This window comes from Francisella orientalis FNO12 (assembly GCF_001042525.2).
GTDB classification, from domain to species: Bacteria; Pseudomonadota; Gammaproteobacteria; order Francisellales; family Francisellaceae; genus Francisella; species Francisella orientalis.
Window position 1 is genome coordinate 1,408,280 of sequence record NZ_CP011921.2, and the last position, 22,876, is coordinate 1,431,155.

The following is a 22,876-nucleotide window of genomic DNA, read 5'->3' on the forward strand; positions in this document are numbered from 1 at the left end:
ATAAGTCGAACACTTATAATAAGGTGGTGCCGGAGGCCGGACTCGAACCGGCACTCTGTTGCCAAAACCGGATTTTGAATCCGGCGCGTCTACCAATTTCACCACTCCGGCAAGAGTAGTTCTTATATATTACAGATCTTCAGGCCAATTATCAATCATTGTACCCAAAGATAAACCAAGTTCTGATAATTTATCTTTGATTTCTGTCAACGATTTCTTACCAAAATTTGGTGCTTTAAGAAGCTCATTTTCTGTCTTTTGTACAAGTTCACCAATCAATCTGATATTCACGGCTTTTAGACAGTTTGAAGATCTTGCTGTAAGGTTTAACTCTTCAACATGCTTCAATAAAAGAGGTTTTATATCTTTAGTAGGATCTTCTACAAAAATCCCTTTATTTATTTCTTCAACATCAACGATATTTCTTAGTTGATTTTGTATTTTTGTAGCAGCTATTCTTAGAGCTTCTTCACAACTAACATTACCATTTGTCTTGATATTAAGTTCAAGCCTATCTAGATCTGTACGTCTACCTACACGGGCATCTTTGATCTCATAATCACAGAACGACACTGGAGAAAAAGTAGCATCTAAAAGAAATTCACCATCTTTGAAATTCTCTTGGACTTGCCTATAGCCAATTCCTTTTTCTACTTTAGCTTCGATTTTAAGCTTCTTACCTCCATTATAGCTACAGATAAATACTTCTTCTGTAATTGCTAGACCTTCAGATAGTTTAGCCTCTTCTGAAAATACTTCTTCTGAGCCTGATAAGTCAAAAGTGATTACTCCTGTATCAACTCCTTCTGCTAAAGTTACAGGAAGTGCTTTAACATTTAAGATAATATCAGCAACAGTCTCATCACATGGAATCACATCATCTAGAGAAACAACTTTACCATCATTAATTTTCACACTAGTAACACATGCGCCATGTATAGAATAAAGCATAGTCTGCTTTAGCGCGTAACCAAGAGTATAGCCAACACCTCTCTCTAGAGCTTCAAAAGAAAACTTAGTAGCATTTTTCGCATATTCATCAATTTTAATATTAGTAGGATGTAGTAAATTTTCCAATGCCATAGCAGTATAAAACCTAGTTATAATTTTATTAGATATAATTTAATTCTAAAGATTATAGCATACAAATACAAAATTTTAATAGCTTAATTATAACTTCTTGATTTTACTTATACTGTCTAGCTTAATTTTTATTTTAGATTCAAAACCAGCTACTGTTGGATTATAAAAGGTTTGTGTAATGTTTTTAGGTAGATATTGCTGTACTACATAGGCATTAGCATAGTTATGTGGATATAAATAATTACTATCTTTATAATTCTTAAGATGCTGAGGAACTTCAATATTGCCCAAACTTTTAATAATCTGCTGGGCATCTGCTAGCGCCTTATAGCAAGCATTACTTTTAGGTGCTACAGCTAAATATATAGCAGCCTGCGACAAAACCAACATTCCCTCTGGCATACCTAATTTTTCATAAGCATTCCAAGCATCTATGGCAACTCTCAAAGCCTGAGGATCAGCATTACCGATATCTTCTGAAGCTATACACAACATTCTTCTTGCGATAACTAGAGGATCAGCACCATTATCTAACATTACACTCAACCAAAATATAGCTGCATCAGGATCTGTACCTCTGACAGACTTGTGAAAAGCCGATAGTTGCTCATAGAACTCTTTACCTTCACGGTGAAAATCTCTCGAAGCCTCTCCAACAGCTTGATCAAAAAGATCCTTATCAAGATTAATCTTATTAGCTCTATCACTAATTAGAAACATCCTCTCAAGTAAGTTCAAAATTTTACGACAATCCCCTTCACTATAGTTGTGTATAGCATTGTATAAATCTTCATCTATTTCAAAAGAATATTTTGCTAATAATTCATCCTTGATTATAGCTCTTTGAATAAGCTTACGAGTCTCTGAAACATTCAGTCTTTTCAATCGTAAAATAAATACTCGTGAAACTAGAGCATTATTCAAGTAATATGTTGGATTTTCAGTAGTTGCTCCAATTAAAATAATTTTGCCTGACTCAACATACGGTAGAAGTAAATCTTGTTGTGATTTATTAAATCGATGGATTTCATCTAAAAATAGTACAAAACTACCTAAATGTTGATTATCTGCTATTAATTTTTTAACATCCTTAACGCCAGAATCAACTGCAGATAGCTCAAAAAACTCTAACTGCTTAGAACTAGCTATAATTTTAGCCAAGCTAGTTTTACCAACACCTGGTTTTCCACATAGTATTAGCGAGCAAATCCCATCACCAGCCAAAATTTTTGTTAATGATCCATTTTTTGATAGTATATGCTCTTGACCTATCACTTCCTCAATACTCTGAGGTCTTAATCGAGCTGCCAATGGAGTATACTTCATCTAAATAAATCCTTTTTTTGATTTTTAACTAACGCTCTTAATTATTCTAATCTATAACAATCTTGTACTTACGTTTAACAAGCTCATATAGCATGCCTTCACGCACTGCGCCATTAGACAACTTCATTTCAGAAATTCCAAGACAATCAAAAATAGTATACAAAATTGCCACACCCCCAGCCAAAACGCTCTCTCTATCCTCTCTCAAGCCCTCAAAGCGAATATGCTCAACCTCTCGCTTATCCATCATCATTGTAATTAGGTTATTCAAAAATTCTTTAGTAACAATAGAACCTCCAGTGATCTCTTGACAAATTCCGACCACTGCAATAATAGTTCCTGAAGAACCTAAGACATTGTTCCAGCTAATTTTCTTATATTTACTTAAAATAGGAGAGAGTATTTCTTTTGCCATAGCAGTAGCTGCATAGAAATTAGCAAAATCGAGCTTCTCATTACTAAAGTGATCTTTTTGCATACCCACGCAACCTATATCTAGACTACGAGCAATTAATATTTTATCACCTCTTCCAATTACAATTTCGGTGGAGCCTCCTCCGATATCTATAACTAATGTTTTTTGCTTTGCATCGTGATTATCTCTAGCCCCAACATAGACCAGACGTGCCTCTTCCAGACCAGAAATAATCTTAATTTTAGTCCCTAAAGCTTTATCTAATTTCTTTTTAAAACCTTTTATATTATTTTTAGCTTTTCTAAGAGTATATGTGCCTACAGCTTTTACATGCTCAACTTTATATTTTTGAATTTCTTGAGCAAAAAACACCAAACACTCAATAGCTCTCTCTTGAGCATCTTTACTAATGGTTAGATTGTTATTAAGACCTGCTCTTAACTTCACTTTTTGTTTTTGTTTGGATAATGTAACAACCTCACCATCAGGCTTGATTTCACTTATCAGCATATGAAAACTATTTGAACCTAAATCTACTGTTGCGACTATCTTTGACATACAAAACAAAAGCTTATTTTTATAACTATCCCCATTATAAAAAAATATCTGTAAAATAGCTAAAAAAATTTGTCTAAGAAGTTTTTTTGTTTATAATAACTAGCAATTAGTTTAACTTCTTATAAAATTATCAAAATACAGCAGAAGCTTCTACTTAATCAGTTTTAGAATCAAAAAACTTAAAGGAAAATCAAAGCATGTCAAAATGTATCGATATATCAGATAGCCAGTTCGAAAGCGAAGTATTAAATAGTGATACTCCAGTATTATTAGATTTTTGGGCTCCATGGTGTGGCCCTTGCAAAATGCTTTCTCCAATACTAGAGCAAGTTGCTGATCACTACAGCGACAAAGTTAAAGTATGCAAAATAAATATCGATAACAACGAAGAAACGGCAATGAAATTTGGTGTGCGCGGTGTACCTACTCTTATAGTTTTCAAAGATGGCGAAAACAAAGAAACTAAAGTTGGTGTAGTACAAAAGACTCAATTAATCTCAATCGTAGACAAATATCTATGATTAGTTAGATCAATATTATTTTTTATAAATAGAAAATCAAATGAACTTAAATGAATTAAAGTATAAATCTGTTAATGAACTAATGGATATAGCTCAAAGTCTAGATCTTGAATCACTTCGTGCAAGAAAACAAGAACTTATTTTCTCAATTCTTAAATACCATGCCGATAAAGGCGAAGACATATATGGCGAAGGTATCTTAGAAGTTCTACAAGATGGCTATGGTTTCCTGAGATCTTCTGATAGCTCATATTTTGCATCTCCTGATGATATCTACGTTTCACCTGCTTTTATCAGGAAATTAAACCTAAGAACTGGTGATAGTATTGTTGGTAAGATTCGCCCACCTCGTGATAATGAAAAATACTTTGCAGTAAAGCATATTGACAGTGTTAACTTTGATTCACCTGAATTAGCTAGAAAAAAAATCCTATTTGAAAACCTAACTCCAGAATACGCTAAAGAAAGGCTAACTATGGAAATAGGTAATGGCTCAAGCGAAGATATAACTGCGAGAGTTATTGATTTAGCCGCACCATTTGGTAAAGGTCAGCGTGGTCTGATCGTAGCTCCTCCTAAGACTGGTAAGACAATTATGATGCAAAATATTGCAACATCAATTGCCAAAAACCATCCTGAATGTAACCTAATTATGCTACTAATCGATGAGCGTCCTGAGGAAGTTACAGAAATGCAACGCTCAGTGCGTGGTGAAGTAGTAGCATCTACATTTGACGAACCTGCAGCTCGTCATGTCCAGTTAGCAGAAATCGTAATTGAGAAAGCTAAAAGATTAGTAGAACACAAACAAGATGTAGTAATTCTACTTGACTCAATCACAAGACTTGCTCGTGCTTATAACACTGTATCTCCAGCATCAGGTCGTGTACTATCAGGTGGTGTAGAGGCAAATGCTCTGCAAAAGCCTAAGAGATTCTTTGGTGCTGCGCGTAATACTGCCGAAGGTGGTAGTTTAACAATCATTGCAACAGCACTTGTAGAAACTGGCTCTAAGATGGATGAGGTTATCTTTGAGGAATTCAAAGGTACTGGTAACATGGAACTTCATCTTGATCGTAAGATTGCAGAGCGCCGTGTATTCCCTGCTATTAGCTTTGATAGATCTGGTACGCGTAGAGAAGAGCTTCTTACAACTCCAGAAGAACTACAAAAACTTTGGGTACTGCGTAAGATTCTTGGTGGTATGGAAGATGTTCAAGCTATGGAACTCCTAACAGAAAAAATGAAAGGCTCATTAACTAATGAAGAGTTCTTCGAGACTATGAAAAGAGGTGCTATTTAAACCTAGGTCATTTTTTTATCTATCAACCTATTTTTATCTTTTTATCGTTCTTAGAAATCTAATTTGACAGGAATTAAATTCAGATAGAAATTTAGTATTATTAGTTAGTATTAGTGAATGTTATTAATCAAATCCACACAACACTGATTAAGTTTCTTAGCTGATTCTTCAGTAGTAGTTTCTGTATAACATCTTAACTCTGGTGCATTACCTGATGGTCTAAGATGGACAATATCTTGATTAGTCAAAGTTACTCTAACACCATCTGTAGTATCGATATTTTCAATGCTATTTTTACCATCAAAATGCTCAGATATAACTTTATCTAAAAGATCTGATTCACCTGCTAATATTGATTTCAGAATCTCTTGGCTTTTTTCAGTGGCAAAATTATCAATCTTACTACTAGCTGTATATCGAGATGGTAAATCGACTAAAAGTTCTGAAACTGTTTTATTAGCATCAATAGATAGCATCATCACAGCAAGCATAGGTATCACGGTATCTCTTGTAGCCAATGCTTTTAGGACTTTGTCATCTCTTGATATATCACTAGCTAATAGAAATCCACCATTTGCTTCATATCCAACTACAGAACTTTGATTATTAGCAAGTAGCTCATTCATTGCAGCAATTACATACGGCGAACCAATTTTAGTTCTAATTACATTACTAAAATAACCTATCTTTTCTGCTACAGTATTACTACTAACAGGAGTAGCAATAACATCCGCCTGGAGATATTTAGCTGTCAATACACCTAGAATATCGCCTTTTAACCAATTACCATACTCATCACTAACTAGAGGTCTATCAGCATCACCATCTGTTGATACGATACTATCAATCTCATACTCGCTAGCCCACTGTTTTGCAAGCTTTACATCTTCTTGTCGAATTGCTTCGGTATCTACAGATACAAATCTTTCTGAGAATCCTAGCAAGATAACTTTAGCACCTAATTTTTCAAGAATTTCTTTGACTATCCTACGCCCTACAGACGAATGCTCATACAATCCAATAGTCTTACCTGACAAGCAATTTTGTGGAAAGAAATCTAAATATCTATCTACATACTGTACATGTGCTTGATTACAAATTTTTGGTAATTCTATTTTTTGCAAAAACATCCCATTTTTATCAAAAGTAGTATCTTCAACCGTAATCACTTGGCTGACAATCATTTCCTCATCTTCTTTGAGAACTTCTCCGTAAGGAGTATTAAACTTAATACCATTTCTATCTTCTGGAATGTGGCTACCTGTAACCATAACTGATGGTATTTGATTAGTTATGCCATATAGCATCGTAGCTGGAGATGGGATCTCTCCACAATACACTGGCTCATAGCCACTATCTTTGACTGCCTTAATCACAGTCTTAGTTATTCTAGGGCTACTATCACGTAGATCATGAGCTATAGCAACCTTTGTACCTTTAGTTATTGAATACTTATGCTCCAAAAATTGAATAAAAGCCTTAGTATATAGCCAACAAATTTTATCAGTCATCGCTACAACTAAACCTCTAACCCCACTAGTACCGAACTTCACACCACTAGAGTTGATAACATCTTTTATAACTACTTTTTCCACACGAATCTCCCAAAATAGTCTTATATACTTATAAATTTAGTTTTTCTTATAATAGTTTAACAGTCGACCTTTTAGTATTTCTAGTATTTTGGTAACATACTTAGTCGAAATACATAAATAATTTGCTTTGATACCATTTAACTCAAGAGCTTTCATCGTTTCTTGGTTAATAATCTTTTTACTCTGCAAATTACTAGTGCTAACACCACCTGCCAACATATTAATTATACATTTATTTAAATATGTATACGAAAGTCTATTCACTAGCAAGAATCTTACAAAAATTTCATAATCTGCAGCAATCTTAAAATCTAAACGATAGACTCCATATTTTTGATAAATAGCTTTTTTGACAAAAAGTGTTGGATGCGGTGGCATAATTCCAAACTTCAATCTATTTGGAGTAAAACGCTTAGCTGAGTAATAACGCAAAATCTTGTCATTGTCATTAACAAATTTCAAATCTGCAAAAAGCATATCTTTATCATTCTGCTTAAATGCGCTAACAATACTCTCTATAACATCACTATTACTATAGCAGTCATCACTATTTAAGATACCAATGATATCCCCAGTTGCTAAAGCAATACCTTTATTCATAGCGTCATAGATACCATCATCTGATTCACTTACTACTTTTGACAGCTTAGACCGATACTTTGCTAATATATCCAAAGTGCCATCATAACTACCACCATCAATTATTATGTATTCAATATCTTGATAGCTTTGTGAAATTACTGACTGAATTGTCTTTTCAATAGTCTCTGCAGAGTTGTAACAAACTGTAATTATCGATACTTTCAAACTATCAACCTTCTAAAATATTTTTATAAATCTCTAACTGCCTAGCTATTATATAATCATTTTGATATTGCTTTGCAGTATTTTTTGCATTTTGACTCATAAGCTCATAATTACTATAGTCATAAGAGTTTTGTATAGTTCTTTGTAAGTCATTTTTTGTAGTTATGAAACCATTTTCTCGATTTTTGATAAAATCTCTACGCGTACCAATATCAAAACCAATAACAGGAACACCAAAACTCATTGCTTCTATTATCGTCAAACCAAATGTCTCATACAGTAGTGCTGGTTGGATTAGATACTTCGATTGTGAAATCAAAGATAGCGTCTCTTCCCTAGTACATTTTCCTATAAAAATAATATTTTTAGATGAGTATTTATTAATTATCTCATCACTATCGGGACTATCGCCAACCACTGTCAATACAAACTTATCATCTAAAGATATCCATGTATCAAGAAGCTCAAATATGCCTTTGGATTCTTCAAGCCTACCTACATAAATATAGTTTTGTTTGATTTTTTGAATATGTTGATTGTCCATAACCGCCAAAGAAATACTATTTGGTTTGAGGATAATTTTATGGTTTGGAATACCTAGCTCTTTGATCTTTTGCCTTTGAAAATCCGTTAATACAAAATAATAATCAAAATTCTTAAACATTCTGAAGAATCTGTAAAAACTAAATGCTGCTTGTGCAACCAAACTCTGTAATCTTGACTTCCTATAGCATTTATTTTTGATACCAAAAATAGGCAACTTACTTTTAGTACATAATTCACATGCACCAAAGCCATCTCTATACAAAATTCCTGATATGCACCACAACCTATAATTATGAAGTGTATACACCACTTTAGCACCAGATTTTTTGGCAGCTTTAAAAACACTTGGTGTCAACAATGGAAAAAAATTATGCACATGAACTATATCAATATTATTATCTCTAACTATCTTTTTAATATTTCGATAATGCTTGAGTGAAAACCATATCCCAAATAATAAGCTAAACTTACTAATATCATCATTAGAAACCTGATATGCCAAAACATTATCTTCGCCATGTAATTCTCGCAAAGACTTTAACTCATTATCATAAACTATATCTTCGCCACCAATATTATTTGACTGATAGCGATTATGGACAATCAAAATTTTCATAAATAAGCCTCAACTTGCTCAATATCCTTTGCATTTAGAGAGAATTTCTCCACACCAATGATAAGCTCATGATACTTATCTGAGTTAATTGCTTGAATCAATGAGATTAGCTCATCAATATTTTGTGGATCTATCCAATAGCCATTTATATTATCCTTAACAATATCTCTGACTCCACAGCTTTGGCTAATAATCACAGGCAAACCGAAATAAAATGCCTCTTCAACCACTAATCCCCATGGTTCAACCAAGCTAGGTAGCACAAAAACATCTTGACTAAAAAATTCATTTTTAAGTTTCTTATTCTCAATAGCTGATTTAAACACAATGTTATCATTAGCGATTTTTTGTAAATACTCTCTCTGCTCGCCCTCTCCGATTATGGTTAGACTATAATCTTTTAGGCTATTAAATACCTGAACTAATCTCTCTAAATTTTTAATGGCTGACAATCTTCCAACATAAAGAAACTTTTTGTGATACTCTCTTACTTCTTTATTAAAGCTTGGTTTGTTGATAATACCAACACCTTTAGTAATTTTTATAACTCCATGATACCCAAGCTTTAGTAATAACTCTCGATGAAGAGTACCAGATGCAAAAACCGTAGCAATCCTCGATAGAAATATTTTTTTTATAAGTCCTTGTGCTCCTGCTGTCTTACTCTCATTGACAGTTGACTCAAGAGCTAGACAATTTTTGTTTTTACGATTAGCAAATATAACATACCAAAACTCACGCAAATCCCAACCACTTACTAATATTCTTTTATATTGAATACTTTTTAAGATACTTCTTAATATTTTGATATTCGCTGAAGAGTTTCGCTGTTGTAAGTTGCCTGAGAATAAAACTTGATACTCAAAAGATACGTTATCTAAACCAACAAAGTCGTCTGCTCTTTTTTCATTTGTATTAGAGGCTAAGAAAATAACAAAGATATTTAGCTTCTTAGCTAACTGATTATACAAGTTAACCTTATAAAAAGCTGGAATGTGAGTGATTATGACATAATCATACATGATATCTATCTTGCCTCTAATTAAATCTATATATAACTATATGATATAACAATACTAGCTTTTAGTAACCCCTAAAGTAGCTTCGTAGCTTAACTAACAAAGAAATAATGTAACTCTTGATTACAGGCAGATACGAAAGATTATAGGATTTATTTATTTGAAACTTTTCTTTGAGAATCTTATTCAAGTTTTGTGATGATATACCATCAAGATCATACTTAGAAATAGTCATATCTAGATATTTAGATTTTTTACCAAGCTTAAAGTACTGCATTGTAAAATCTTGATCTGCACATATATTGTATTTAAGATTGTATTTTATTGCTTTATCTAACCTATAAAAAGTAGATTGATGACACAACATCATTCCTAGCGCCATATCTCTCAAATTTAGTTCAGGTTTGTATTTTAGAGTTTTATGACCAATATCAGTATTTCCATAAATGACAGCAGTATCTTGAGAAAATTTGTTCTCAAATACCTTATGTAAAACATCATTAGAATAGAAGCTATCTCCTGCATTCATAAAGTTTAACCACTGCCCTTTAGCTAGTGCAATACCTTTGTTCATAGCATCGTAAATACCTTGATCTGGCTCACTGATATACTTAGTAATTTTATCTTGATATTTTTTGATAACATCAAGCGTACCATCAGTAGAACCACCATCAACTATAACATACTCAATATTTGAATATGCCAGATTTAATACACTTAAAATAGTCCCATCTAGAAGCTCTTTGGCATTGTATACAACTGTTATAACTGTAACTAAAGGATAACTAGTTTTTTGAATTTGGGAGTTTGACAAGGATAGCTCCTAAGATATATTAGTGACTTTTCTTACCTAGCTTTTCACTAAGCTTATAACCTATATGTCTGAATATTCTAACATACTCATTATGTCTTCTAATCATATTGTCTGAAGTATATTTGACATAAAACTTATACATAAATATATGCCACAGATCAAAAATATTCTTTCTTGGCTTGCCGCCAACAATATCATAAAACTCATTCATATAACCGCTTAGATCATGGCTTTTGTTAGTTTCATGATGTCTAAAGCCCGAAACATTACTATTACATATATGTAAATTTGCATGTTTTGCAAACTCGTGCCACATAAAAAAGTCGCCAGCTAGTTTATACTCAGCAAACTTTTTCATATCCATTTTATCTTGTAATGCTTTTGTCCAGAAAGTTGACTCTTGTTGTATCGATGGCAAACTCGTACCATAGATACCTTTTAGTATTCTCTTTCTCGATGGCACAAGTGGTAACATTGAGTTTTCAATAATACCATACTTGTTGTACCAGGTATTTTTAGCATTTATCCACTGTGCTTTTTCGCCATGCTTTTTCATCTCAGCAGCTATCGCTTTAAAAGCATTTGGTAGATAAAAATCATCCGAATTTATATATGCAACTATATCACCAGTTACTATCGACAACCCCTTTGATAAAGCATCATACATGCCATCATCTTTCTCACATATAAACTTGATATCGAGACTATGACAAAATATGTCTAATTCGCCTTTGTTATGTTTATCGACATACTTTTGGATAATATCACAAGTACTATCTTTTGATTTACCATCTACAAGAATATATTCAATATCAAAATTACCCCTTTGAGTGATCACACTCAAGATGGTCTCTTCAATATATTTCTCAGAATTGTATGATACTGTTACTATAGAGAATTTCATTTCCTACTCTCAACCTTATTAATATCAGCTTCTATCTTATCTATATTTACTAGAGGCTCCATACCTATAATCCCTGATTCAAACCTTATTTCAAGCTCATGATCTAACAAATTTACAGAATAACGCTTATCAGTTATATCTAAAATTTCCAACTTGATAGAGTATTTTCCGATAAATACTATATTCTTAAAGGATGTTCTAAATACATATGAATCATGCTCATAAATATTAGATATCAAACTTTCCGCAACAGAATCTAGAAAGTTAAGCTGTTTACCTGTTATATCAGATGCATTAAGCTTAAGCCTAACTTTCTCATAATTTTTCTTGAATTTAATATGAATTACAATATCATAAATACAGCCAGTTTCTAAAAAGCTAGTTTCCACACCTTCAGTGTCATAAATAGAGAGCTGGCCAACAATAACATTCTCATTATTAATATTAGACGAGATGCTACTTTTATCAGATTTATATGCCAATTCTATAGGAAGACCTTTTAATTCCGCTATAGTCATATTTCTATCATTACTGAACAATATTTTTTGATAATAATGGGCAATCTCTCTTGATGGACCATCAAATAGAATTTCTCTATCATATAGTAGAATCGCTCTATTACAAAATTCTATCATCAAAGAGATGTTGTGTGACACAAAAACTACAGTAGTCTCGCCCTTTAATAACTCTCTAATTTTAATAAAACATTTATTTTGGAAAACTACATCACCTACAGCTAAAACCTCATCTACAATTAATATTTCTGGTTTAGTAGATGTAGCAATGCCAAAACCTAATCTAGCTCCCATACCACTACTATAACTTTTGACCGGCTGATCTAAGTGATCTCCAATTTCAGCAAAATCAATTATACTTTTAATTACTTGTGGCTTCTCACTATCAGCAACACCATTTAAACTTAAATTAAAGTCTATATTTTGCCTACCGGTAAGTTCTGGATTTAGACTACCTGTTAACTCAAGCATCGCATTGATATGTCCATGTGTGACTACACGACCTTTACTTGGGGTTACGACTCCTGCTATCATTTTTAACAAAGTTGACTTCCCAGCACCATTTAAACCAAAAATTCCGAGAACCTCTCCTTTTTTTATTTCAAGGTTTATATCCTTTACAGCACAAAATTCTTTATAATACTTTTTCCGAAATGGGCTAAACGCCTCTTTAACCCTATCTCTAGCTCTATCATAAATCTTGTAGTATTTTGATACATTATCTAACTTTATTGCTATACCTTTCTTCATTAGATGACATCTCCGAAATGTGGAGTAAGCCTCTTAAAGGCCAAAGCTCCTAAAAACAAAATAAACGATAACATAATAATAAAGATAATAGTTGCAATGCCATGATCCCAAAACCATACTTTATTTATTAAAGAATCTCTAAACCCTTGAATAATGTATGCCATAGGATTTAAATCTAGAATAAATCGAAATCTTTCGGGCACTTTATCTGGAGACCAAAATACTGGCGTAAACCAAAAACCAAACTGAACAATTAAACCAACCACTTCGCCTATATCTTTGACAAAAACTCTAATAGCTGATGTAAGCCATCCTAAACCTAGTAATAGCATAATACTACAAAACACATAGAAAGGTATTTGTAACCAATACAGATCAGGATAATATCCACTTAAAATAACAACCAGTATCACCAATGATAGCAATATTAAATGAATTATCAGGCATGATAATATACTAACAAGAGGTAAAATATTTACACTAAAGGCCACCTTTTTTACTAAGAACTCATTCTCGACTATTGAATTACAGCTTTTCACAAGTGCTTCAGAAAAGAAAAACCATGGAACCATACCTGTAAGTAAGAACAAAATCATAGATGAGCTAGTTATTCCAGCACCAGGCTTAATTCCATAGGTAAAAACAAGCCAAATAACAAAAATAAAAGCTGATGGTCTTATGATGGCCCAAATAATACCTAAATAGGAACCTAAATATTCTTCTCTAAAATCATTATATGCCAGTATAAGTAAAAGTTTATAATTATTCCTGAGGTGCTTTAAGAACCTATAAAACTCTTTTATATATGAAACCATTTAATAACAATTTTATGATTTAATCTTAACGAAATTATAACAGAAATAAAATCTAAAGACTATTTTATCGGCATTAAGTAATACTTAAGCTTTCCTTCTGAAAAAATTGTAAATTCCTCTTAATTTTAATAGCCTTATTAACATTGACTTAAAACTATTATCATTTACCTGTTTTTCAAGAAAATCTATATAATCACTACACTCTTTAATAGTATCATTATCTCTTTTTTTAAATTTTGCAAAACTCTTTATAATAGTTTTAAAATCTCTTATTGAGAATTCTTTTAATACTTCTGACATGAAATCTGAAGTAGTAACATTAATACTTTCACTTAATGTATTGATGAATGAATAAAGAAATTTATCTTTATACTCATCACCAAAGATATAGCTAAAATCTACACAACCGTGCAAAAACATAATTAGCCGTGCTTGTTCATCTGCACCACTCCATATACCGCCGTCATTCATTCTATAGACAGACATGATTTTATCTATATACTTTATTGGCCCAAATTTTGAAAATACCAACAACATATATACATCATTACGTTTAACAGATGAATATTTAGCAAGGTATTCATTAATTTGACTCTTAAGTGCATCGTATCTAAAAACTAAAGATGTCGTATGAAAATAGGCAGAATCTATAAAATCATCGAATTTATAACTATCTTTTTTATTGCTAGAATCCACAAATAATCTATCTGTCAATTCTCCATTGATTAAAAATCTTGTATTATGACCACAGCCCATGAATTCAGGATTATGCTCCAAAAAATCAACTTGCAGCTGTAATTTGGTAGAATCTGTCCAATAATCATCTCCTTCACACAATGCTATATATTTACCTCTAACGACAGGTAAAATAAAGTCTCTTATAGGTAAAGCTCCTTTTGAGTATTGATTTTGTTGCTGATAAACTAATCTAATAATATTTGGATATTGCTCAAGATAATTATTAAGTATTTCTGTAGTCCTATCAGTTGAGCAATCATCACTTATAATTATTTCAAATGGAAAATCTGTTTCTTGAGATAAAAACCCCTCTAAAGCCTTTTCAATATATTTCTCTTGGTTATATGCTGTACAACAGATACTTACCAGTGGATAATTATCGCAGTAACGAACATTTGCATTACACGTTGATTTCTTTGAGTTCAAAATTACTCCTTTACATCTCTAAATTTTAATCAGTTTTTTTATAATTGCTATTAATGGATTACCGAACTCTTTTAAATACAACTCTCCTAACAATTTTGATCCAATATAATTCATATGCTGATTATCAGCATACATAGGCACACCTTCTATGGATATTTGGCATTCTTTGCTATTGCATATAGCCTTTTTAGGATTTATGACTCGCAGTGTCGGATACTTAACTAATAAAAGCTTTAACAAAGTATGAAACTTATGCTCAGATTGATCAACATATGATCTTTTGATTGAACAATTAGCTAGATTAAAATATTTTAATATCTCTGAATTACTAAGATGACATAAATTATTCAACCTCTCCGGCAAGTATGGTGTATCAAGTATAAGAATTGGTTGAGCCCCACTTTTGACTATTATATCAATTGACTTATCCAAAAGCTCTATAAAGCCAGAATATGCGGGAGAACTCCATGCACCACCTAATATTATATATTTATAAAATCTTGTTTCGATTAATTTTTTTATAGCTACATTTCTATCAAGTTTTGATATTCCTTGCTCATTATCATTCATTCCATATAAAAATGGCGTTGACCTTTGTGTTATAGCATAGGCAGACAGACCAGCACTCTTCAACCAAATAGAAAGCATGGGGTATTCTGATCTCGCATGTGAATCTCCAATAAAAAGAATATCTGTGTTCTTATAACTATGGCTTCCTATAATACACAAATCTTTAGCTGGTAAATCTATAGATTTAAATGTGGTAGACTCAGCTTGCAAAAAGCAATGATTATTATCAAAATCACTAAAACCATAAGAAAAGGTTAATTGATTTTGATCCATATAAAAACTTTGATTAAAACCAAAACCTTGGTGCTTAGATGCTGTATAAAAGCATATTGATACAACTAAAGGAATAATCCATAAAAGAATCAAACTCTTTAAAAAACTAAGTTTAAATTTATGTCTAAAAGGTTTCTCTACAAATAAATAAGATATAGTTGCTAATATAATGCTTAAAATAATTACAACAGTAGCAATATCTACAGTAATAGTAATACTTAAATAATTTAAATAAGCTATTATCGGCCAATGCCATAAGTACAAAGAATATGAGATAACCCCTATGGCTACAAAAGGTTTTATTGAAAATAGTCTATTAATAAATGGAATATAACCAAGACTTCCTGAATATATAAATAACATGGCTCCCAAACAAGTTACTATCATCCAAAAGCTTGAATAGCTTACTGATACCAAAAATATCGGAATTGCCATAAGTATTAATGACACCAATGAATATATGTCCAAAAGAGTTTTATTTGGTGATTTCTGTTCTCTATTATTCAAACTAATAGCTAAAAAACAGCCGAATAGCAGTTCGAATCCTCGATTAATAGGCATATAGTAGAACTTTGGAAAATGTTTATAAAAAAATATTGCTATTGAAACAATAATAAGCAGTGATGTAATAGTTAATAAATACTTCTTGGAAGATGTGCTTAGTTTAAATAAAATAATCAAAATTACCGGCCAGGCAATATAGAACTGTTCTTCAACACCTAACGACCATGTATGTAATAGTGGTATAGTAGATGAGTCTGTTGCAAAATAACCAAAGTTTAATGTTTTAAAAAAGAAGAGGTTTGAAACAGAAACAATTGCACTTAGCATTGATTTAGCATAGTTTAATAAGTCCTGTGGTAGAAGTATTAACCATGCAAAAAAACTTGAAAAAACTAATACAAAAATCAGAGCTGGTAGAATTCTTCGTACTCTTCTTAGATAGAAATTCTTGATAGAAAATGTACTATCTTGTAAATCTCTGACAATAATCTTTGTTATCAAAAAACCTGATATAACAAAGAATATGTCTACACCAAGGAAACCTGATTTAATCCAACTAGCTTCTAAATGATATAAGACTACTGACAGTACAGCAAAAGCCCTCAAACCATCTATATCACTTCTATATCGAATACTACTCATAAATCACGTCAAAAATACTAGTATAACTTATTATAATATAGCAAGTATTTTATCAGTTTATAATATCTTTTTTATACACTGTGACAAATGAGTAGTTATTTTTATGAGCTATATGTGGCATGATTCTTTCTATTGCGTGCATATAGCTACCATCAGTAGGTAAAGGTTCGTTCTGTATAACCTTTTCTTTTTCCAAATAAAACAAATCTCTGATAGCATCAACTCTCGCCCAATACATATTTCCTACTGGAAATATAGGTGTTTGATTTATTTTTTTTATTTTTAATATTTCACACAATGAGTTTATATACTCTTTATTAGCTCCGATATCTATAAAATCTTTAGGCTCAGGAAAAATTAGACCTGTATTTTCATTGTTAAATAGTTCTAACACTGAGTTAGTAAATATTGTGTTGTTTCCAATTAAACTATCCAATAAGTATTTTCGCCATTTATCACCAACATTACCATCTATCGCAACAGACTTTTTACTGTGAAAATGACCAACAATTTCATATTTTCCACCAATAATCTCATCCTTTAGATCAAAAATTAAAGGAGCAATATCTCTCCCTCGATTTTCAACATTAAAAACTTCTATATTTTCAGCACCACACTCCAAAAAAGCCTCTTTAATATCAGGATTATTAACAGAGCTTGTCGTAGTTATATATAAATCATAACTCACAGAAATATTTTTAAAATACTCACAAAACTCTTTGGCTAGGTCTGTGTAATACAAATGCAAATGTATAGCTATTTTCTTATTTTTAAAACTTCTTTTTTGGGTTTCAGTTAGATGGTTCGAGCCCAATATCATGCACCTGTGTGTAGTTTCATAACCATTCTTAATAGACTTGTACAATGGTACAAGGCCTTTAGCCTCATTTCCACATATCCAGATGGATGTAGAAAATCCTGGAGCAGGGTTTGGACATGCTTTATAGAATCCTTTTCTTTGAGTTTTTATATAATAGTATGCAGACTGACTTTTAGAACTTATAATATTCATAAAATCAGTATCAAAAACATCTGAGCTGACTAAAAAACTTTGTATTTCAATATTTTCTGAATTTATTAATATTGAATCTGATATATGTTTTAAGAAGATTTTGCTAAGTGCTTCTTCATATTTTATTTTTTTATGAAATAATTCTAAGCAATCAGCATGAATATTACTTACAAGACTAGGACACGGAACAAGATTCTCTATTTGTTTTAGTAGCTTATTAAATATTGCGGCGTCAGGTAATATAACCTTATCAGACATTATGACACTTTTTTGAATATCAACAATATTATAATTAGCATCACTAAAGTCACTAATTAATAAAGTTGCTAGATTTAGGCTGCATGCCACCTCTAATATTGAACTATCTATCGAACATAATACTAGGATTTTGACATTGTATTTTTTATGTATGTGAGACAGTAATTGTTTTTTTTCTGTTTTATTGTCATACTTAACAATTAAAAATGAATACCCATGTGTTTGAATATTATAATCATTTTCATAAATGTATCGAATGACATTATACTTTTCATTTAATATTGTCTCAATATTTTCTATATAGTTATAACTAGCGTTATTTTTTAAATAATATTGTGAAAACACTATAATAGTTTCTTTATTTCTATTAAATTTAATGTGTGTATAATGAAGTTTTTTTAATAATCTAAGTTTTGATTTGATTCTTGTTATTAAATTAAAATATTTTTTTAAATATTTTTTTAGCACCAACATAGCTTTAAGCCCTGAAAAGAGATACTTCAACTAAATTTCTTAAATATTTTTGCTAAGAATCTTATAGGTTTCGTTAATCTCCAACTAAAAGATTTATATATCTTATCTAGCGTTAGTTCAGATTTATAGCTCCTATCTAATAAATACTCTATAAACCACTGAACTTGAGACTCTTCAATATAAAGATTATTATTTTTCTCTATCATCATATCACCAAGTATTTTGAGAACAAACTCCTTATTTAAATCCAAAGTTTTATTCAACTGGTATGCTCTAACCTTAGCACTATTAAAAAAGTTTACTGTTATCTTTTTCTTTTCTTCTTGATCAAAGTAAGGTAGATAATCAATAAGTATTGAAATAAGTTTTTTTGCATCTTCTAATAGATTATTGTTAACAGTATATGCATAAGCATGATTTAGCCAAACTAACATAGTTTTATTAGGAATTCTATCTTTAAAATATCTCATAAACCATTCGTGTATGAGTATAGATTGTCTTAAAGAGTTTTTATGTATATTAGTATCGTGCATTCTATAGCGAACACCAACTGTATCAATAAGTTTGAAGCTAAGTGTAGGAGCTTGGTTTATTATATGCTTAAATAGCTTGGTTCTTAATATTATATCGTCACCTATCAAATCATCATCAAAGCCACCAATGTCATCAATAACTGATTTTTTAAAAAGACCTCCTTGTATATAAAAAGATCCAAGAGCATTAAATTCAAGTTCAAGTAATTCATTTATGCTAGATATTCTTACATATTCTTTATGGATATATGGCTTATCTATAACATTACTATTTTCATCAATAGTTTCGATATATGTATTAAGAGTAAAGGCTAGATTTTCATCTGACTCAAATAATTCTACTTTAGATGAGACTGAGTCTGATACAGCCTCATCGTCAGTTGATATGAAAAATAGAAAATCACCAGAAGAAGCGTTAATAAGTTTATTAAAGTTACTCCCAACTTTACCACCAGAATTTTCCTGTGTAATTATATTAAAACTGCATGGTGATTCGTTCTTACACTCATTTATGACTCTTAAGCTGCCATCTGAAGATCCATCATCTAGAACGATAATTTCTATGTTTTTGTACTCTTGTGACCATATGCTTCGCATACATTTACGAATAAATTTTTCATGATTATATGAAAGACAACAGAACGAAACTAATTTTTTCGAATTCATCATCATGCACAACCATAACTATTTATAATTTTAACAACTTTTGTAACATCATCTAAGCTCAGGTGTTGTCCAACTGGCAAACTCAAAACTTGCTTATGAATCTGCTCACTAATAGGATAACTATTATTTGCCAACTCCTTATACGCATCTTGGCAATGTGGGGCAATAGGATAGTGTATAACGGTCTGAACCTCATTTTCTAGTAAATACTTTTGTAGCTCATCTCTATTATCAGTTCTAATCACATATAAGTGCCAAACATGATTTCGATAATTTTTAATGTTTAGTTGTGAATTTTGAATAGGAAGTATAATTTTAGGATTACTAATATTTTTAGTATAAAAATCTGCTATTGCCCTACGATATTCTATATCTCTCTCAAGATATTTTAACTTAACTCTCAGCATAGCTGCCTGTATCTCATCTAAGCGACTATTAGTACCTTTATAAAGATTTCTATACTTCTCATGGCTACCGTAGTTTGCTAAAGCTGAGATTGTCTCTGCTAGCTTTTTATCATTAGTTGTCACTGCTCCTGCATCACCTAGAGCTCCAAGGTTTTTACCAGGATAAAAACTAAAACCGCTAGCATCACCAAGATTACCACATTTTTTATCTGCAAAGTATGCTCCATGTGATTGAGCAGAATCTTCAATAACTTTTAAATTGTATTTTTTAGCGAGAGAGTTTATTTTGTCCATTTGACAAGCCTGTCCATACAGGTGTACTGGCATTATAGCTACTGTCTTAACTGTGATAGCTGATTCAATTCTATCTGTATCTAAGAGGTAGTGATCTAAATTAGGCTCTACTAACACAGGCACCATATCATTAGCAGATATAGCCAAAATGCTCGCAATATAGGTATTCGCAGGCACTACAATTTCATCACCATACTTGAAGACACCTAATTCTTTATATGCTCTGATAATAAGGATCAAGGCATCTAAACCATTTGCAACACCTACAGCATACTTAGTGCCACAATACTTCGCAAACTCTCTTTCAAAAACTTCACATTCATTACCACGAATATACCAGCCACTATCAATAACCCTTGCACAAGCATTTTTTAATTCTTGTTCATATAGACCATTTATTTTTTTTAAATCTAAGAAATTAATCATATACTCTAAACCTTCTTATAAAACTTAGCTGGATTTCCTATCCAAATCTCATTTGCTGGAACATTTTTAGTAACAACTGAGCCTGCTCCTATCATAGCATTTTCACCAATTGTGATGCCTGGCAATATCGTGCTATTAGCGCCTATAGAGGCTCCTTTTTTAATTGTCGTTTTTGACCAGTTATTAAGATACTGCTTTGAGCGAGGGGTTTTGTCATTTGTAAATGTCACATTAGGCCCAATGAAGACATTATCTTCTAGTGTAATGCCATCCCATATTTGCACCCCAGACTTTATAGTAACATTATTACCTATAAACACTTCATTTTCTATTAAGCAATGCGAACAAATATTACAATTTTCACCAATTATGGCATCTGATAATATGACTACAAATTGCCATACTTTTGTATCGTTGCCTATAGCTCGTGACTGAACGTCTGATAATGGGTGTATAAAACTAGGCATTATTAATCTCTTTTATAAAATCATCATAATTTCTTATATAGTCGGATTCATCATATAGTTCACTAGCTAGTACCACAAGCACACAGTCATCTGAAAAGTCAAACATCTCTCGCCAAACAAGCCCTGATATTAATAAACCTTTATCCGGCGAGTTAAGCAACACATTCTCTTTCGAGGTACCATCATCAACTAGTATTTTGCAACAGCCATAAACACAAATTAAAACTTGTTTTAAATTCTTATGGGCATGAAACCCTCGACGTACATTTTTTTGAGTGTCAAATATATAATAAACTCTTTTTATATCAAAAGGTATATTATTGTTTTGTTCTATTGAAATCAAGGAGCCTCTACTGTCTCCTTTAATATCAAAATATAATGTTTTTACCATAATTTATTTCAACCAAGGCGTAAATTTAAAAATCTAACAATTAAATTATATATCTTATATCCATATATTGAAAGTAGAGAGAGCCACTAAGGTAATAATTTCCTTATTGCTCTTAGTGGTTTTGTAATTTTCCAGGACAAACTACTCTTATAGTAATTGATGGTATCTGTATAACATTTCTCTTTTTCTTTTGCTGATTTATCTTTATCTATTTGATCTTGATTCCAATCACCCATATCTACAAGTATGCTTTTTTTCTTAATATACTCTTTATAAAGGCTATCAATTTGCTTGAAATGAATGTACTCTGTAGGTATCTTAAAGTCATTCATATCAGCATCAGTACTACAACTTAAAGAATAGTTTTGCATCAAACTTAATATGAGCTTTTGAAAATACATATATGATTTTCTAAGCATAAATTCGCATATTTTTTTATCATTAAAAAAATTGCTCATGTCAAAATATAGCTGAGACTGTATCAAATCTTTTTTCACATTAGGTAGAGAAGTCCATATACCTTGATGTGTCATGCGATAAACTCCTACTACCACATTACTAAAAAAACCCTTCCCTTCATTTAAGTGAAGTAAGTTTCTAAAACTATCGCCTTCAAAAGATTTCTCAGAATATGTATCAACAGCACTATATAATTTTTGAGGAAGATTGCTCTTAAAAACTATATTCCTAAATACAGTTGAACTTGTGTGACCAAAAACAGCTTCTCCATTTAATAAATCATCCATCGTAAAAGTTTTGTTATCATAATCTGAATGTATAAATTTATGCCTTTCTTGAGTGTTTATGTCTAATGTATCACAATTTGTTGTATAAATTGTATAGTCCAAATTGCTATCTAGGAAATCTAATGCTTTTTGTAAAAAATCATCAGCAACATAATAATCATCTGGGTCAAGTACGCAAAAATAATCAGTTTTTATTATTTCATAACCTTTAGTCGATGTTGCAAGAGCCCTTAGATTTTTATCATTTTTGAGGACTGTTATAATATTTTGATATTTCTGCTTATATTCTAAAGCAATCTTCGATGTATCATCTGTAGATTTATCATCGATAATTAATAACTCATATTCAAAATTGACCTTTTGCATTAATACAGATTCAATAGATTCTGCAATATAGCTCTCAACATTATACGCCAGCATTAAAACAGTTAGCTTTTTCATTACTAATCCTTTATAATATAA

Annotated in this window: 21 protein-coding genes and 1 tRNA gene; 2 read left to right on the forward strand and 20 right to left on the reverse strand. The window is 31.4% G+C overall.

Annotated features, from left to right (window positions below; all coding sequences use genetic code 11):
* Positions 1 to 24 precede the first annotated feature (24 nt).
* The 4 genes from FNO12_RS07280 to FNO12_RS07295 all read right to left on the reverse strand — a co-directional run bounded on the left by FNO12_RS07280 (position 25) and on the right by FNO12_RS07295 (position 3,382).
* Positions 25 to 111 (reverse strand) — tRNA-Leu (locus tag FNO12_RS07280).
* A gap of 18 nt (positions 112 to 129) precedes the next feature.
* Positions 130 to 1,083 carry a DNA-directed RNA polymerase subunit alpha gene (locus tag FNO12_RS07285; RefSeq protein ID WP_014714860.1) on the reverse strand — a complete coding sequence of 318 codons (954 nt, stop codon included), beginning with the start codon at positions 1,081 to 1,083 and terminating at the stop codon, positions 130 to 132.
* Positions 1,084 to 1,170: 87 nt separating this feature from the next.
* Positions 1,171 to 2,409, reverse strand: a complete 1,239-nt coding sequence (locus tag FNO12_RS07290) for an AAA family ATPase (RefSeq protein ID WP_014714859.1) — start codon at positions 2,407 to 2,409, stop codon at positions 1,171 to 1,173.
* Between the two features lie 46 nt (positions 2,410 to 2,455).
* On the reverse strand, positions 2,456 to 3,382 hold the full coding sequence (locus tag FNO12_RS07295) for a Ppx/GppA phosphatase family protein (protein WP_014714858.1): 927 nt from the start codon (positions 3,380 to 3,382) through the stop codon (positions 2,456 to 2,458).
* 197 nt (positions 3,383 to 3,579) lie between these two features.
* On the opposite strand from FNO12_RS07295, the gene trxA reads away from it, so the two are divergent.
* Together trxA and rho are read left to right on the forward strand one after the other, a co-directional pair.
* On the forward strand, positions 3,580 to 3,903 hold the full coding sequence (gene trxA / locus FNO12_RS07300; RefSeq protein ID WP_014714857.1) for a thioredoxin: 324 nt from the start codon (positions 3,580 to 3,582) through the stop codon (positions 3,901 to 3,903).
* A gap of 40 nt (positions 3,904 to 3,943) precedes the next feature.
* Positions 3,944 to 5,206, forward strand: a complete 1,263-nt coding sequence (gene rho / locus FNO12_RS07305; RefSeq protein ID WP_014714856.1) for a transcription termination factor Rho — start codon at positions 3,944 to 3,946, stop codon at positions 5,204 to 5,206.
* Positions 5,207 to 5,316: 110 nt separating this feature from the next.
* On the opposite strand, the gene FNO12_RS07310 is transcribed toward rho, so the two are convergent.
* From FNO12_RS07310 to FNO12_RS07385, 16 genes are all read right to left on the reverse strand, one after another.
* The gene (locus tag FNO12_RS07310) at positions 5,317 to 6,801 is read right to left on the reverse strand and encodes a phosphomannomutase (protein WP_014714855.1); all 1,485 of its coding nucleotides are present in this window, start codon (positions 6,799 to 6,801) and stop codon (positions 5,317 to 5,319) included.
* Positions 6,802 to 6,837: 36 nt separating this feature from the next.
* Positions 6,838 to 7,608 (reverse strand): glycosyltransferase family 2 protein, encoded by a 771-nt coding sequence (locus FNO12_RS07315; RefSeq protein WP_014714854.1) that lies wholly within the window; start codon positions 7,606 to 7,608, stop codon positions 6,838 to 6,840.
* 4 nt (positions 7,609 to 7,612) lie between these two features.
* Positions 7,613 to 8,770 carry a glycosyltransferase family 4 protein gene (locus tag FNO12_RS07320; RefSeq protein ID WP_014714853.1) on the reverse strand — a complete coding sequence of 386 codons (1,158 nt, stop codon included), beginning with the start codon at positions 8,768 to 8,770 and terminating at the stop codon, positions 7,613 to 7,615.
* Positions 8,767 to 9,792, reverse strand: coding sequence for a glycosyltransferase (locus FNO12_RS07325; protein WP_014714852.1), 1,026 nt, complete (start codon positions 9,790 to 9,792; stop codon positions 8,767 to 8,769). The genes FNO12_RS07320 and FNO12_RS07325 overlap by 4 nt, the downstream gene beginning before the upstream one ends.
* A gap of 61 nt (positions 9,793 to 9,853) precedes the next feature.
* Positions 9,854 to 10,603: a glycosyltransferase family 2 protein gene (locus tag FNO12_RS07330; RefSeq protein WP_014714851.1), complete on the reverse strand. Its 750-nt coding sequence runs from the start codon at positions 10,601 to 10,603 to the stop codon at positions 9,854 to 9,856.
* A 19-nt stretch (positions 10,604 to 10,622) separates the two neighbouring features.
* Positions 10,623 to 11,507, reverse strand: a complete 885-nt coding sequence (locus FNO12_RS07335; protein WP_030005716.1) for a glycosyltransferase — start codon at positions 11,505 to 11,507, stop codon at positions 10,623 to 10,625.
* Positions 11,504 to 12,772, reverse strand: a complete 1,269-nt coding sequence (locus tag FNO12_RS07340; RefSeq protein WP_014714849.1) for an ABC transporter ATP-binding protein — start codon at positions 12,770 to 12,772, stop codon at positions 11,504 to 11,506. Before FNO12_RS07340 ends, FNO12_RS07335 begins: the two co-directional genes overlap by 4 nt.
* Complete coding sequence (locus FNO12_RS07345; RefSeq protein ID WP_014714848.1) at positions 12,772 to 13,587, reverse strand: ABC transporter permease; 816 nt, start codon at positions 13,585 to 13,587, stop codon at positions 12,772 to 12,774. The genes FNO12_RS07340 and FNO12_RS07345 overlap by 1 nt, the downstream gene beginning before the upstream one ends.
* An 84-nt stretch (positions 13,588 to 13,671) precedes the next feature.
* Entirely contained in the window at positions 13,672 to 14,751 is a 1,080-nt protein-coding gene (locus tag FNO12_RS07350) for a glycosyltransferase family 2 protein (protein WP_030005717.1), read from the reverse strand.
* A gap of 18 nt (positions 14,752 to 14,769) precedes the next feature.
* Positions 14,770 to 16,740: an acyltransferase family protein gene (locus FNO12_RS07355; protein WP_030005718.1), complete on the reverse strand. Its 1,971-nt coding sequence runs from the start codon at positions 16,738 to 16,740 to the stop codon at positions 14,770 to 14,772.
* A 52-nt stretch (positions 16,741 to 16,792) separates the two neighbouring features.
* Entirely contained in the window at positions 16,793 to 18,355 is a 1,563-nt protein-coding gene (locus FNO12_RS07360; protein ID WP_030005719.1) for a rhamnan synthesis F family protein, read from the reverse strand.
* A 155-nt stretch (positions 18,356 to 18,510) separates the two neighbouring features.
* Positions 18,511 to 19,689: a glycosyltransferase family A protein gene (locus tag FNO12_RS07365; RefSeq protein WP_030005720.1), complete on the reverse strand. Its 1,179-nt coding sequence runs from the start codon at positions 19,687 to 19,689 to the stop codon at positions 18,511 to 18,513.
* Entirely contained in the window at positions 19,686 to 20,810 is a 1,125-nt protein-coding gene (locus tag FNO12_RS07370; RefSeq protein ID WP_014714843.1) for a DegT/DnrJ/EryC1/StrS family aminotransferase, read from the reverse strand. The genes FNO12_RS07365 and FNO12_RS07370 overlap by 4 nt, the downstream gene beginning before the upstream one ends.
* Positions 20,811 to 20,815: 5 nt before the next feature.
* Positions 20,816 to 21,277: an acyltransferase gene (locus tag FNO12_RS07375; RefSeq protein WP_014714842.1), complete on the reverse strand. Its 462-nt coding sequence runs from the start codon at positions 21,275 to 21,277 to the stop codon at positions 20,816 to 20,818.
* Positions 21,270 to 21,668 (reverse strand): sugar 3,4-ketoisomerase, encoded by a 399-nt coding sequence (locus FNO12_RS07380; protein ID WP_030005721.1) that lies wholly within the window; start codon positions 21,666 to 21,668, stop codon positions 21,270 to 21,272. Before FNO12_RS07380 ends, FNO12_RS07375 begins: the two co-directional genes overlap by 8 nt.
* Before the next feature lie 86 nt (positions 21,669 to 21,754).
* On the reverse strand, positions 21,755 to 22,855 hold the full coding sequence (locus FNO12_RS07385) for a glycosyltransferase family 2 protein (RefSeq protein ID WP_030005722.1): 1,101 nt from the start codon (positions 22,853 to 22,855) through the stop codon (positions 21,755 to 21,757).
* Positions 22,856 to 22,876: the final 21 nt, after the last annotated feature.

Excerpts from the sequence above, each read along its gene's own strand:
- FNO12_RS07285 (WP_014714860.1), bottom strand. The coding sequence starts at position 1,083 with ATGGCATTGGAAAATTTACTACATCCTACTAATATTAAAATTGATGAA.
- FNO12_RS07290 (WP_014714859.1), bottom strand. The coding sequence starts at position 2,409 with ATGAAGTATACTCCATTGGCAGCTCGATTAAGACCTCAGAGTATTGAG.
- FNO12_RS07295 (WP_014714858.1), bottom strand. The coding sequence starts at position 3,382 with ATGTCAAAGATAGTCGCAACAGTAGATTTAGGTTCAAATAGTTTTCAT.
- trxA (WP_014714857.1), top strand. The coding sequence starts at position 3,580 with ATGTCAAAATGTATCGATATATCAGATAGCCAGTTCGAAAGCGAAGTA.
- rho (WP_014714856.1), top strand. The coding sequence starts at position 3,944 with ATGAACTTAAATGAATTAAAGTATAAATCTGTTAATGAACTAATGGAT.
- FNO12_RS07320 (WP_014714853.1), bottom strand. The coding sequence starts at position 8,770 with ATGAAAATTTTGATTGTCCATAATCGCTATCAGTCAAATAATATTGGT.
- FNO12_RS07325 (WP_014714852.1), bottom strand. The coding sequence starts at position 9,792 with ATGTATGATTATGTCATAATCACTCACATTCCAGCTTTTTATAAGGTT.
- FNO12_RS07335 (WP_030005716.1), bottom strand. The coding sequence starts at position 11,507 with ATGAAATTCTCTATAGTAACAGTATCATACAATTCTGAGAAATATATT.
- FNO12_RS07340 (WP_014714849.1), bottom strand. The coding sequence starts at position 12,772 with ATGAAGAAAGGTATAGCAATAAAGTTAGATAATGTATCAAAATACTAC.
- FNO12_RS07345 (WP_014714848.1), bottom strand. The coding sequence starts at position 13,587 with ATGGTTTCATATATAAAAGAGTTTTATAGGTTCTTAAAGCACCTCAGG.
- FNO12_RS07355 (WP_030005718.1), bottom strand. The coding sequence starts at position 16,740 with ATGAGTAGTATTCGATATAGAAGTGATATAGATGGTTTGAGGGCTTTT.
- FNO12_RS07365 (WP_030005720.1), bottom strand. The coding sequence starts at position 19,689 with ATGATGATGAATTCGAAAAAATTAGTTTCGTTCTGTTGTCTTTCATAT.
- FNO12_RS07370 (WP_014714843.1), bottom strand. The coding sequence starts at position 20,810 with ATGATTAATTTCTTAGATTTAAAAAAAATAAATGGTCTATATGAACAA.
- FNO12_RS07375 (WP_014714842.1), bottom strand. The coding sequence starts at position 21,277 with ATGCCTAGTTTTATACACCCATTATCAGACGTTCAGTCACGAGCTATA.
- FNO12_RS07380 (WP_030005721.1), bottom strand. The coding sequence starts at position 21,668 with ATGGTAAAAACATTATATTTTGATATTAAAGGAGACAGTAGAGGCTCC.
- FNO12_RS07385 (WP_030005722.1), bottom strand. The coding sequence starts at position 22,855 with ATGAAAAAGCTAACTGTTTTAATGCTGGCGTATAATGTTGAGAGCTAT.